The 12,804-nt window shown below is 71.2% G+C and carries 7 protein-coding genes; 1 reads left to right on the top strand and 6 read right to left on the bottom strand.

Going from position 1 to position 12,804, the window contains the following annotated elements; all coding sequences use genetic code 11:
- Positions 1 to 32 precede the first annotated feature (32 nt).
- From OHB21_RS37090 to OHB21_RS37065, 6 genes are all read right to left on the bottom strand, one after another.
- Positions 33 to 1,562, bottom strand: coding sequence for a PucR family transcriptional regulator (locus OHB21_RS37090; RefSeq protein ID WP_195125959.1), 1,530 nt, complete (start codon positions 1,560 to 1,562; stop codon positions 33 to 35).
- A gap of 298 nt (positions 1,563 to 1,860) precedes the next feature.
- Positions 1,861 to 2,829, bottom strand: coding sequence for a glycine betaine ABC transporter substrate-binding protein (locus OHB21_RS37085; protein WP_195125958.1), 969 nt, complete (start codon positions 2,827 to 2,829; stop codon positions 1,861 to 1,863).
- The gene (locus tag OHB21_RS37080) at positions 2,826 to 3,563 is read right to left on the bottom strand and encodes an ABC transporter permease (RefSeq protein ID WP_113974951.1); all 738 of its coding nucleotides are present in this window, start codon (positions 3,561 to 3,563) and stop codon (positions 2,826 to 2,828) included. The genes OHB21_RS37085 and OHB21_RS37080 overlap by 4 nt, the downstream gene beginning before the upstream one ends.
- Positions 3,560 to 4,834: an ABC transporter ATP-binding protein gene (locus tag OHB21_RS37075; protein WP_067513930.1), complete on the bottom strand. Its 1,275-nt coding sequence runs from the start codon at positions 4,832 to 4,834 to the stop codon at positions 3,560 to 3,562. Before OHB21_RS37075 ends, OHB21_RS37080 begins: the two co-directional genes overlap by 4 nt.
- Positions 4,831 to 5,475 (bottom strand): ABC transporter permease, encoded by a 645-nt coding sequence (locus tag OHB21_RS37070; RefSeq protein ID WP_067513929.1) that lies wholly within the window; start codon positions 5,473 to 5,475, stop codon positions 4,831 to 4,833. The genes OHB21_RS37075 and OHB21_RS37070 overlap by 4 nt, the downstream gene beginning before the upstream one ends.
- 122 nt (positions 5,476 to 5,597) lie before the next feature.
- Entirely contained in the window at positions 5,598 to 6,530 is a 933-nt protein-coding gene (locus tag OHB21_RS37065; RefSeq protein WP_067513928.1) for a TauD/TfdA dioxygenase family protein, read from the bottom strand.
- A gap of 273 nt (positions 6,531 to 6,803) precedes the next feature.
- Between OHB21_RS37065 and OHB21_RS37060 the strand changes: the two genes are divergently transcribed.
- Complete coding sequence (locus OHB21_RS37060) at positions 6,804 to 12,725, top strand: non-ribosomal peptide synthetase (RefSeq protein ID WP_195125957.1); 5,922 nt, start codon at positions 6,804 to 6,806, stop codon at positions 12,723 to 12,725.
- Positions 12,726 to 12,804: the final 79 nt, after the last annotated feature.

Below are 12,804 nucleotides of genomic sequence, written 5' to 3'. Positions count from 1 at the left end.
TTGTCCGATCGGCACAGTTCGGCACCGGTCGGTTAGGGGTTCTCCACAGCGGGCTCGTCCTCGGCGGCTGCGAGGTCGATCGTCATCGCCAGGCGGGCCCGCGCGTCGTGCAGGTCGAGGACGGCGATCTCGTTCATCCGGCGCAGCCGGTTGCGCACGGTGTTCGGGTGCACGCCCAGCCGGTCGGCGGCCTCGGTGAGATCGCCCTGCGCGTCCAGCCACGCCCGCAGCGTCGCCACGAAGGGCGTGCCGTTTGCCCGATCGTGGCTGCGCAGTTCCGCCACCGGCCCGCGCGCGGGGACCCGGCCGGTCCGGGCGGTGGCGCGCAGCCGTTGCAGCAGGATGTCGCCCCACGATTCGTCGTAGGCCGGAGTTACGGAAACCGACGGCCGATGTTCATGCAGCGCCAGGCACTCGTCGGCCTCCTGGCGGGAGAGCTTCAGGTCCGCGCTCGACGCCGCCGCGCCGATCCCGGCGCACAGCGTGAGGTGCGCGGGCAGGCCGGCGCGCAGGCCGGCCAGCCACTCGCGGGCGGTGCGGACCCGGTCGGCGGGCAGGATCGTGTAGACGGTGTTGTCGGTCAGCGCGCTGCGGCCCGGCCGCGACCAGCCGAAGCCCATGGTCGCGTGTTCGAACGCCAGCAGCAGCCCGGCGTGCCGGTCAGCGGCCGCCCGGGTGCGCACCGCGACCACGCGCAGCGGGCCCGGTGCGAGCCCGAGCCTGCCGATCAGCGTCGCGGCGTCGGGCGTGCCTTCCAGCAGCCGGATCACCAGGTCGGATTCCACCTGGCGTTCCAGGTCCGCGCTCGCGCGGGAGCGCAGCAGGTGCAGGGCGACGGTCGGCGCGCTGTCGGCCAGCGCGGCCAGCCGGTCGCCCGTGAGCGGAGCGGGGGTGCTCACCCACACCGACCCCAGCGGCTCGCGTCCGACGCGGACCGCGACGACCATCCGTCCGGTGAGGCCGGGTGCGGGCGCGACGAACAGCGGCTCGTCGGAGGCCGCCAGATGCGCGGGGACGCCCCGGGATTCGAACAGCGCGCGCAATGTCTCCGGCGCGCGGCGGCGCAGGACCGTCTCCGAACGCGCGGGGTCCGACTCCTGGCTCAGGCTCGAATACGCCACCACTCGCGCGAGCCGGTCCTCGATGGTGACCGCGCCCCCGACGGTGCCCGCGAGGCTGTCGGCGAGGGCGAACAGGTCGGTCGGCCCGCGCCCGGCCGCCGTCTCGCGTCCTTCGAGAACCACCCCGTAGACCACCCCGGCCAGCTGACTCCACGACACCGACGGGTCGACCACCAGCACTGCGAGATCGGGGGCGCTCATCTGCTCGCCGTCGCCGTCGCGGGCCAGTACCACGACGGCCCGTGCCGCCCGCGCGGCGGACACCGCTTCGGACAGCGACCGAGCGCCGACAGCCAGGAACACATCGCCCGCCGTACCTTCCGGGCCGGTCGGATCGTGGACCGCGACACCGCGAATCACCGTCGACGGCGGCACCGGGCAACTCGACACCCGGACGCCGTAGCCGCCCAGAACGTTCACGAGATGGTCCAGCCGCACCACGAATGACTCCCGTCGCCCTAGGTCCAGCCACCCTATCCACCCGGAAGGAGGTGTCCAGAGGCCTGGACACCTCGGACGCACGCGCGCCGGGTCGGGTGCGCGGCACGTGCGTCAGGTGTGGCACAGCTCCGACGACGAGCACGTGCCGGGTGCCGCAGGCCGTCGCTGCCGTGTACGAGCGTGCGGGCGACCGTGATCCGGGAGTTCGCACCCGTCGGCGTCATGTTCACCGAGAAGGGCCCTCCAGCCCCGATGTGCCGCGCGCCGGGGACATCGCGCCGATGTCCCCGGCAAGCACTCAGGCGATCAGGTTCTCGCTCTTCAGCCAGTCATAGGCGACGTCGGAGGGGTCCTCGCCGTCGATGTCGACGCGGCCGTTGAGCTCCTGCATCAGATCGTCGGTGAGGCGCTCGGAGATGGTGCCGAGCAGGGTGCGCAGTTCCGGATGGGCCTCCAGGATCACCCCGCGCACCACGGCGGTGCCGCTGTAGGGCAGGAAGAACTCCCGATCATCTTCCAGCACAACGAGATCCAGGTTCTTCACCCGCCCGTCGGTGGTGTACACCATGCCGAAGTTGCAGGGCTCGCCCCTGGCCGTGGCGGTGTAGACCACGCCCGCGTCCATGCGCGTGACGTTCTCCGACGGCACGCCCGTCGGCATGTTGTACGGGATGCCGTACTTCTCCAGCATCGGGAGGAAACCGTCGGAGCGACTGAAGAATTCGTCGTCCACGCAGAACGTGCGATCGGGCACCGGCAGCGCGGCCACATCGGAGAGCGACCGGGTGTTGAGCCGTTCGGCGTTCGGGGTCGAGGCGCCGAAGGCGTAGGTGTTGTTGAAGTTGGCGGGCGGCAGCCACTCCAGGTCGTAGTCGCGCTTCTCCACGTCGTGGACCCGCTGCCAGAGTTCGGCCGGATCGGAGATGGTCTCGGTCTCGGCGTGGTAGTTGACCCAGCCGGTGCCGGTGTACTCCCACAGCACGTCGGCGTCGTCGTTGAGCTGGGCCTGTCGCGAGGACGCCGAACCCGGCGCGCCCGTCAGGTCCGTCACCGACGCGCCCGCCGCCGCCAGATACGTGGCGGTGATCTTGCCGAGCAGCACGCCCTCGGTGAAGCTCTTCGAGGTCACCACCAGCTTCGCGCCCTCCAGCGGGCGTTGGCCGTCGGGGAGGGTGGCGTCGTGGAACGTGCCCGACGAACTCACCAGGCCACAACCGGCCAGCGCCAGCGTCGCGGCCAGCACCGTGGTCAGCCAACGCGCTCTCATGACACACCCCTCGGGGTCGCGGCCAGTTCCACCAGTCGGCCGAGCCAGTCGATGATCAGCGCGAGCAACCCGACCAGGATCGCGCCGGAGATCAGCAGTTTCGGCAGGAAGAGAGTGACGCCGGTGGTGATCAGCGTGCCCAGGCTGGTGGCGCCGATGAACGTGCTCAGCGTCGCGGTGCCCACCAGGATCACCAGGGCGGTGCGCACGCCGTTGAGGATCACCGGCACCGCCAGCGGCAGTTCGACCTGGAACAGCGTGCGCGACGCCGAATAGCCGATGCCGCGCGAGGCCTCGATGGTGCGCTGATCCACCTGCCGCAGCCCGACGATCGTGTTCTGCAGGATCGGCAGCACCGCGTAGACCACGAGACCGACTATGGCCGTGCGGAACCCGGTGCCGAGCCAGAAGGTGAACAGCACCAGCAGGCCGATCGCGGGCGCCGCCTGGCCGATGTTGGCGATATTGACGGCCAGCGGCTCGAACCGTTTCAGCGCGGGCCGGGTCAGCGCGATGCCGAGCGGGATCGCGATGGCCACCACGATGAGCGTCGCCACCACCGTCAGCTTCACGTGCTCGGCGATCGTGGTCCGCAGGTTCGACCAGCCGAGCGCGGCCTGTTCGGTGCTGGTGAACGTGGTCGACCGGTACCAGACCGCGTAGCCGACGCCGATCACCAGGATGATCAGCGGTTCGAACCAGACGTCGATCGGCAAGCGGCGCAGGCGATTCATGACGGTTCGGCCGATCCGTGTTCGTCGTCGGCGGCGACCACCGGGGTCGGCGTGGTGTCGGTACCGTCGACGTAGGTGGAGTAGGACGGGTCGTCCTCGTCGCTGCGCACGTCGGCGAGTTTGTCCCGGATCGTCTCGGTCACCGCGCCGATGCTGAGCGATCCGACCACCGCGCCGCGCCCGTCGGTCACCAGCGCAGCGCCCTGGCTGGCGGCCAGCATGGCGTCGAGCGCGTCGTTGAGGGTGGAGGAGCGCGCGACCACGGGCAGCCGCCGGTCGAGGTAGTCGGAGATCTCCGGTTTGGACGCCACCTCGGTGAGCGAAGGCCACGACCGCGGCCGCCCGGCCTTGTCCACGACCACCACCCAGGTGTGCCCGGCGGCCTTCGCGCGGGCGATCACCTCGCCGGACGGTTCGCCGATCCGCGCGGTGGTCACCGCGTCGTGCTCGACGTCGCGCACCCGCTGCACGGTCAGATACGCCAGCTTCGCGCCCGAGCCGACGAACTCCTCCACGAACGGCGTGGCGGGATCGGTGAGGATCTCCTCGGGCCGCGCGTACTGCTCGACGTGCCCGCCTTCCGACAGGATCAGCACCTTGTCGCCGAGTTTGGTGGCCTCCTCGAAATCGTGCGTGACGATGACGATGGTCTTGCCGAGTTCGTGCTGGATCGCGATCAGGCTGTCCTGCAACCGGACTCGCGTAATCGGATCGACCGCGCCGAACGGTTCGTCCATGAGCAGGACGGGTGGGTCGGCCGCCAGCGCGCGGGCCACGCCGACGCGCTGCTGCTGGCCGCCGGACATGTCCTTGGGCAGCCGGTCGGCGAAGACCGCCGGGTCGAGGCCGACCAGGTCCAGCAGGTATTCAGTGCGTTCGGCGATCTTCTTCTTGTCCCAGCCGAGCACGCGGGGGATGGCGCCGATGTTCTTGGTGACCGACCAGTGCGGGAACAGGCCGCCGGACTGGATGACGTAGCCGATGCCCTGGCGCAGCTCGTCGGGGTCCTCCTTGGTGACGTCGCGGTCGCCGATGAAGATGCGGCCCTCGGAGGGCTCGATGAGCCGGTTGATCATCTTCAGCGTGGTGGTCTTGCCGCAGCCCGACGGGCCGACGAACGCGACGATGTCACCGGCCTCGATCTCCAGGTCCAGGCGCTGCACGGCGGGCTTGTCCTGGCCCTTGTAGCGCTTGACCACGCCGTCGAGCCGGATGGACGCGCCGGTGACGTTGCGTTCCGGGGTGGCGGGCAGGCTGGTCACATCGGTCATGACAGTCCCTTCGCGATCGTGAGGCGTCCGAGCAGGACGAGCAGCGCGTCGAACACCAACGCGACGAGGACGATGAGAATGGTGCCGGTCAGCGCCATCTCGAGGGCGTTCGCGCCGCCGAGCCGGGACAGGCCGTTGAAGATCAGCGAGCCGAGGCCGGGGCCGAGCACGTAGGCGACGATGGCGGCCACGCCGACGATCATCTGCGTGCTGATCCGAATGCCGGTGAGGATCACCGGCCAGGCGATGGGCAACTCGACCGTCAGCAGGATGCGCCAGCGCGGCAGGCCGATGCCGCGCGCGGACTCGATCACCGATTCCGGCACCGAGCGCAGGCCCACGATGGCGTTGCCGATCACGGGCAGCGTCGCGAAGAACGCCAGCATGATGAACGACGGCACCACGCCCAGCCCGAACGGGACCAGCAGCAACGCCAGCAGCGCCAGCGAGGGAATGGTCAGCGCGACGCGGCTGGAGGTGAGGGTCAGCGAGGAGAGCAGCGGCAGCCGGTACACCGCGACGGCGATGAGCACGGCCAGCACGGTCCCCACCAGCACGGTCTGGAACGCCAGCGAGGCGTGCTGGTAGGTGAGGAACGTGAGCACCTCGCCCCGGCCTCGGACGTAGTTCCACAGATTCACGGGATTCCCCTCGTCGGCCGGAACCGGGTGGTACCGGCCTGATAGGCACCGGACGCGCGGGTCGTCGAAGGGTAAACGATGCCGGGCGCCGGATTCGGGATGAGACGCACCGGCGTGTTCCCCTACGCCGCGCGGGTGAGCGGGCCGGTGGCGTAGCCCTGGGCGTCGCCGGCGATGACGGTGCTGGTGGTGCCGTCGACCGCCACCGGGACCTCGCCCGCCAGGGTGATGCGGGTGAGCTGCCGGCGTTCGCGGCCGTCGTAGTCGTCCACCGCGTAGTGCTGGGTGGCGCGGTTGTCCCAGATCGCGACGTCGCCGGGCGCCCAGTTCCAGCGGGTGGTGTGCTCGAGGCGGATGACGCGCTCCTGGAACAGGCGCAGCAGCGCCTGCGATTCCGAACTCGGCAGGCCGACGATCTCCTTCACGAAACCGCCCAGCAGCAGGGCGCGTTCGCCGGTTTCGGGGTGGACCTCGACCACGGGGTGCTCGGTCTCGAAGTAGGTGGCCTCGAATTCGCGGCGGTAGGCCTTGATGGTGTCGTCCACGCGGTCCTCGGCGGTGGCGGCGTAGTCGTATTGGTTGGTGTGCCGGGCGCGCAGGCTCTCCGCGAGCCGCTTGAGCGGGTCCGGCAGCGAGTTGTAGGCGGCGACGGTGGAGGCCCAGGTGGTGGAGCCGCCGTAGCTGGGCAGCGTGACCGCGCGCAGGATCGAGGCCCGCGGCACCCGGTCGACGAAGGTGACGTCGGTGTGCCAGCTGTTGGCGCGGCCGTGCCGGGAGTCGATGGCCAGACTCTTCACGCCCGCCGAGGTGACCGTCGGGTGCGGGGTGGTGGGAGTGCCGAGCAGTTCGGCGAACTCGTACTGCCCGTCCTCGGTGAGGTGGTGCTGGTTGCGGAAGAAGATCACCTTGTGCTCGTTCAGCGCCGCCTGCACCACCTCGACCGTCGCCGCGTCCAGGTCACCCCCGAGCCGCACCCCGTCGACCTGCGCGCCGATGTGCATACCGAGCTTGACCACCTGCACGGCGGCGGCGTCAGCAGTGTGCTCGCCAGACATACGAGGGACTCCTCTCGAACCGGGACGTAGGCCCCAGATCCGACCACCGCGGCCCGGCCGGCGCCAGGATTACGATCGGCCGGATCGAATCGCGTGACGGTGGGCGAGGTTGCTGTTCGGGGGTGTGGCTGAGGACGGCCTCCGTGTGGCCCGCCGGCATCAGGCGGCGAACGTTCAGCAACTGGATCTCGGCGACGCGCCCCGAGTGGCTGCGGGCAGCGAGCTTAGGCTAACCTTTGTGCTTTGTTCCCGATAGGTTCAAGGTAGTGCGTGATGCGTTCGTCCGGTGACAACGATGAATTCCTGCCACTGACGTCCGCTCAGCGCGAAGTGTGGTTTGCCCAGCAGCTGCTGGGGGAGGTGCCGGTCACCACCACGCAGTACATCGATATCGAAGGTCCGCTGGATCTGGCGGCCTACCAGGAGGCCGGGCGGTTAGCCGGCCGGGAGCTGGGCGCGTACCTGCGGTTCACCCAGGCCGCCGACGGATCGGTCACGCAGTCCATCGAGCACGATCAGCACGACGAGATCGGCTACCTGGACCTCACCGGCGAACCCGACCCGGCCGCGGCCGCGCTGGACTGGATGCGCGCCGACCAGGCCCGCCCGTTCGCCCTGCACACCGACCCGCCGTTGCAGGGGACGTTCCTGCGCGTCGGCCCCGAACGCCACTTCTCTTACGCCCGCGCCCACCACATCGCGCTCGACGGCTACGGCGCCATGCGCATGCAGCAGCGGCACGCCGAGATCTACGCCGCCATGATCCGCGGCGAGGAGATCCCGCCCGGCGTGCTCCAGCCGCCCGCCGCGCTGGTCGAGGCCGATATCGCCTACCGCGAGTCCACGCGCTACGAGACCGACCGCGCCCACTGGGCCGAGCGCGCCGCCGACCTGCCTGCCCCGACCACCCTGGCCACCAGGCCGGGCGCCCCCGCCGCGCAGGCGCTGGTGGTGGGCGGCGCGCTGCCCGACGAGCTGAACGCCGCGCTGGAGCGCGCCGCCGACGGCGCGGGCACCTCGGGCGTGCTCATCGCCGCGCTCGCCGGCTACCTGGCCAGGATGACCGGCGCCGACGAGATCACCATGAGCCTGCCGGTGACCGCCCGCACCACGGCCGTGCTGCGGCGCGGCGGCGGCATGGTGAACAACATCGTCCCGCTGCGCGTCGCCGTCACCGACGACACCACGCTGGCCGATCTGCTCGCCGCCACCCGCCGCGAACTCAGCGGCGCGCTGCGCCACCAGCGCTTCCGCGGCGAGGACATCGCGCGAATGGCGGCGCGCGGCACCGATGTTCGCGGTTTCGGGCCCGCCGTGAACATCATGAACTTCCGCACCGGCGTCGACCTGGGCCCGGCCCGCGGCACCCTGCACCTGCTGTCCACCGGCCCGGTCGAGGATCTGACGCTCAATATCTACCCGGCCGATTCCGGGTTGCGGATCGAGTTCGAGGGCAACCCGAATCGCTACTCCCACACCGAACTCGAGGCCCACCACCGCCGATTCGTCGGGCTGCTCGGCGATCTCGTCGCGGCCGACGCGGCCACCCCGCTGCGCTCGCTCGAGGTGCTCGACGCGCAGGAGCGGGAGCGCCTGCTGCCGTGGCGCGGCACGCCGGGCATCCCCGCGGCGACCCTGGGCGACCTGATCGCCGACGCGGTGGCCCGCAACCCGCACGGCACCGCCGTCGTGCACGGCGACCGCCGCTGGACCTACACCGAATTCGACACCTGGACAAACCGTTTGGCCCGTGCGCTGGTCGCCGTGGGCGCGGGTCCGGAGACGCGCGTCGCCATGGCGGTAGAGCGTTCGGCCGAGTCCGTGGCGGCCGGCTGGGCGATCACCAAGGCGGGCGCGGCGTTCGTGCCGGTCGACCCGGGCTACCCGCCGGAGCGGATCGCGCATATCCTCGGCGACTGCGGCGCGCGAATCGGCTTCACCACCAGCGCTTTACGTGCGGAACTGCCGGATTCCACGCACTGGCTGCTGCTCGACGACCCGGCCACCACGGCCGGTTTCGGCGGGGCCGCCCTCACCGACGCCGACCGCACCGCCGCGCTCTCCCCGGCAAACACGGCGTACCTGATCTACACCTCGGGCTCGACCGGCGTCCCGAAGGGCGTGCTGGTGACCCACGGCGGCCTGGCGAACCTGGCCGAGGAACGTCGCGACCGCTACGACCTGCACCCCGGCTCGGTCGCGCTGCACCACGCCTCACCCGGCTTCGATATGGCTGTCGGAGAACAGCTTTGCGCGCTCGCCGGAGCGTCGACGGTGATCGTCGCGCCCCGCTATGTGGTGGCCGGCCCCGATCTGGCCGACCTCATGCGCCGCGAGCGGGTGACGAACGCGATCATCACCCCCGCTGTGCTGGCGACCCTCGATCCGGCCGAACTGCCCGATCTGAAGGTGCTCGGCGTCGGCGGCGAGGCCGTGCGCGCCGATCTGGTCGACGCCTGGGCGCCCGGCCGGCTCATGCGCAACGGCTACGGCCCCACGGAGGCCACCGATATCGCGACCATCGCCGAACTGGAAGCGGGCGTACCGGTGACGATCGGCGCGCCGCTGCGCGGTTTCCGCGCGGTGGTGCTCGACGCCCGGCTGCGGCCGGTGCCGCCCGGGATGCCGGGCGAGTTGTACATCGGCGGACCGGCTCTGGCGCGCGGCTACCACGGCCGCACCGCGCTCACGGCGGCGCGTTTCGTCGCCGACCCCTACGCCCCGGGCGAACGCATGTATCGCACAGGCGATCTCGTGGCCATCACCCCCGGCCCCGATCCCGCGCTCCTCTACCACGGCCGCACCGATTTCCAGATCAAGGTGCGCGGGCACCGGATCGAACCCGGCGAGGTGGAGTCCGTGCTGACCGCGCGTCCCGAGATCGCGCGCGCGGCGGTGATCGCGCACACCGACGAACGATCGGGCGCGCACCTGGTGGCTTATCTTGTACCCGAGGATGGTTCGGCCATCGACGTGGAAGCCGTGCGCGCCGAGGTCGCCGACGCGCTGCCCGCCTACCTGCGTCCCGGCGCCTACGTCGTGCTCGACACGTTGCCGTTGACGCCGAACGGCAAGCTCGACACCCGCCGGCTGCCCGCTCCGGTATTCGGCCGCACCGGCTTCCGCGCGCCCGCCACGCCGGGGGAGCGCCGGGTGGCGGCGGTGTTCGCGGAGGTGCTGGAGGTCGAATCCGTCGGCGCCGGTGACGATTTCTTCCTGCTCGGCGGCACGTCGCTGACGGCGACGCAGGTCGCGGCCCGGCTGGGTGTGGGTGTGCGCGAGGTGTTCGACGCACCGACCGTCGCGGCGCTGGCGGCCCGACTCGCCGACGCCACGGCGGTGCCGGAGCCGATCGCGGGCCCGCGCCCCGAGCGGATTCCGCCCGCCCCGGCCCAGCTGCGGTTGTGGCTGCTCAACCAGCTGTTCCCCGACTCGTCGGCGTACCACCTGCCGGTGGCGCTGCGGCTGACCGGACCGCTGGACCCCTCGGTGCTCACCGCGACCGTCGCCGCCGTGGTGGAACGGCACGAGGTGCTGCGCACCGTGTACCCGGAAACCCCGGCGGGGCCGTACCAGCGGATCCTGCCGGTGGACGACGCGGTCGCCCGTCTCGACCTCGAGCCGGTGGATGTCGCACCGGATACCGTGGACGGTGCGATCGCCGAATTCGTCGGCGCGCCTTTCGATATCACGTCCGACCTGCCGGTGCGGGCGCGCCTGCTGCGCACCGCCACCGACGATCACGTGCTGGTGCTGGTCGCCCATCACATCGCCGCCGACGGCTGGTCGTTCGGCCCGCTGGTCGCCGACCTCACCACCGCCTACGCCGCGCGGGCGACCGGTGGCCACCCGAACTGGGCGGCGCTGCCGGTGCAGTACGCCGATTACACGCTGTGGCAGCAGGACCGGCTCGGCGCGGCCGACGACCCGGAGTCGGTGGCGGCGCGTCAGCTCGCGCACTGGACCCGGGCACTCGCGGGCACGCCGGGTTATCTGCCGCTGCCGGTGGATCGTTCGTCCGCCACGGGCGACAGTCGCGGGGCGGCGGTGGAATTCGCGGTGGACGCCGAGATCGCCTCGGCGCTGGGCGAGCTGGCCCGCACCAGCGAATCCACCGTGTTCATGGCCGCCTACGCCGCTTACGCCGTTCTCCTGCAACAGCTTTCGGGCAGTACGGATATCACCGCGGGCACGGCGGTGGCCGGGCGCGGACACCCCTCGCTCGACCATCTCGTCGGCATGTTCGTCAACACGCTGCCGCTGCGCACGGTGATCGACCCGGCCGCGCCGTTCACGGAGCTGCTGTCGCTGGTCCGCACCGTCACGCTCGACGCGTTCGAGAACGCCGAGGTGCCGTTCCACCACATCGTGGAGGCGGTGAACCCGCCGCGCGCCGAGGGCAGGCACCCGCTGTTCCAGACCGTCTTCTCCTTCGAGAACCTGCCCGCCATCCCGGAACTGGAGCTCGACGGCCTGCGGCTGGCGGTGCTCGACCTGCCGCAGGACACAACCCATTTCGACCTGGCCCTGACCCTGCGCCAAGAGCCCGGCGCCGAGGGGTTCACGGCCGTCTTCCGTTACGCCACCGAGCTTTTCGATCACTCGACCGTCGAGGATTTCGCCGCGCGCTACCTGCGCATCCTGTCGGCTGTCGTCGCCGACCCCGCCGCGCCGATCGCCGTCGTCGCCCCGGCCGACGGCGATACGTGCGTCGCGGTCGCCCCGTCCGGCAACGGAACCCGTAAGGCCGCAACACCTTCCGACGACCGTCCGCTGACCGAGCAGGAACAGCTCATCGCCGGTGTGTTCGCCGAGATCCTGGAATGTGATGCGGTCGGCCTGGACGACACCTTCTTCGAGCTCGGCGGCACTTCCCTGATGGTGTTCAAGCTGCGGGGCAGGCTCTCGGAGGCGCTGGGCGCGGAGGTCGATCCGCGCACCGTCTTCGAACAGCCCACCGTGCGCGCCCTCGCCGCGCTCGATCTCGGCGCGGCGCAGGACGAACGGTGGGTGGCGCGGCTGGTGTCCGACGGCCGCCTCGACGCTTCGTTCTCCGTGGCCGACGACGCCGCACCCGCCTCTGCCACCGGCGAGGTGTTCTTGACCGGCGCCACCGGCTTCCTCGGCATCCACTTGCTGCGAGAACTGCTGGACCGCACGGACTCTCGCGTGCACTGCCTGGTGCGGGCGAGCGATCCCGAGGAGGGACTGCGCCGGATCGCCGCCGTCGCGGACGAATACCGCCTGCCCGCCCACGATCTGGCCGACCGGGTGATCGCGGTCCCCGGCGATCTCGCCGCCCCGCGCCTCGGCCTCTCCGACGCCGCGTTCGCCGACCTGGCCGCGCGCGTCGCGGTGATCATCCACAACGGCGCGCGCGTGAACCACATGGAGTCCTACGGGGATCTGCGCGCCGCCAACGTCGGCGGCACCACCGAGGTCCTGCGCTTGGCTGCCACCACCCGCGTGAAGCCCGTCCACTTCGTGTCCACCCTCAACGCCGTGCTCGGCACCGAGACGGACGGAATCGTGGACGAGGACAGCGCGATTCCCGCCGAGGAGGTCACCCGCCACGGCTACGTCGCCACCAAATGGGTCGCCGAACAACTGGTGCTCGACGCGGGCGCGCGCGGCATCCCCGTCGCGGTCCACCGGCCCGGATTGATCTGCGGCTCCGTCGATTCCGGCGTGATGAGCGCCGACGACTCGATGTGGACGATGGTGCGCGCCGCCGCCCTGCTGGGCGTCGCGCCCGACGTCGGCACCGCGACCGTTTTGCTCGCCCCGGTCGATTACGTGGCTCGCGCCATCGTCACCCTCGCGGCGCAGGGTGTGCCCACCGGTCAGCGATACCACCTGGTCAACACCCACCCGACCCCCGCGACGGACCTGCTGGCGGGCCTGCGCCGCCTGGGCTATCCGATCGAGACCGTGAGCGTCGAGGAGGCCGAGCAGCGCCTCGCCGAAAGGGCTTCGGAGAACGCGGATCTCATGCGCGCCGCCCTCCTGGTCGGCAACTTCGTCCACGTCGGCGACCCGGCCGCCGCCGACGTCATCCTCGACGACGCCCGGGCCCGGCGCGCCTTGGCACCTCTGGGCATCACCTGCCCGGAGGTGACCGACGCGGTCATCGACCGCTACCTCGGCTGGTTCCGCGAGGACGGCCTGCTGCCGGAGCTGCCGTCACCGGTGTAGTGATCGCCGCCCGTCGAACGAACGTTCGCGTCATGGCGCGGTCAGGGCGGAGCCAAGGGGGCGGCGGCTCCACCGCCGG

The organism is Nocardia puris (assembly GCF_036051655.1).
Lineage (GTDB): Bacteria > Actinomycetota > Actinomycetes > Mycobacteriales > Mycobacteriaceae > Nocardia > Nocardia puris.
This window is presented reverse-complemented; position numbering and strand designations above follow the sequence as displayed.

Coding starts and splice junctions, on each gene's coding strand:
- OHB21_RS37075 (WP_067513930.1), bottom strand. CDS start 4,834: ATGACCGATGTGACCAGCCTGCCCGCCACCCCGGAACGCAACGTCACC.
- OHB21_RS37065 (WP_067513928.1), bottom strand. CDS start 6,530: ATGTCTGGCGAGCACACTGCTGACGCCGCCGCCGTGCAGGTGGTCAAG.
- OHB21_RS37060 (WP_195125957.1), top strand. CDS start 6,804: ATGCGTTCGTCCGGTGACAACGATGAATTCCTGCCACTGACGTCCGCT.
- OHB21_RS37085 (WP_195125958.1), bottom strand. CDS start 2,829: ATGAGAGCGCGTTGGCTGACCACGGTGCTGGCCGCGACGCTGGCGCTG.
- OHB21_RS37080 (WP_113974951.1), bottom strand. CDS start 3,563: ATGAATCGCCTGCGCCGCTTGCCGATCGACGTCTGGTTCGAACCGCTG.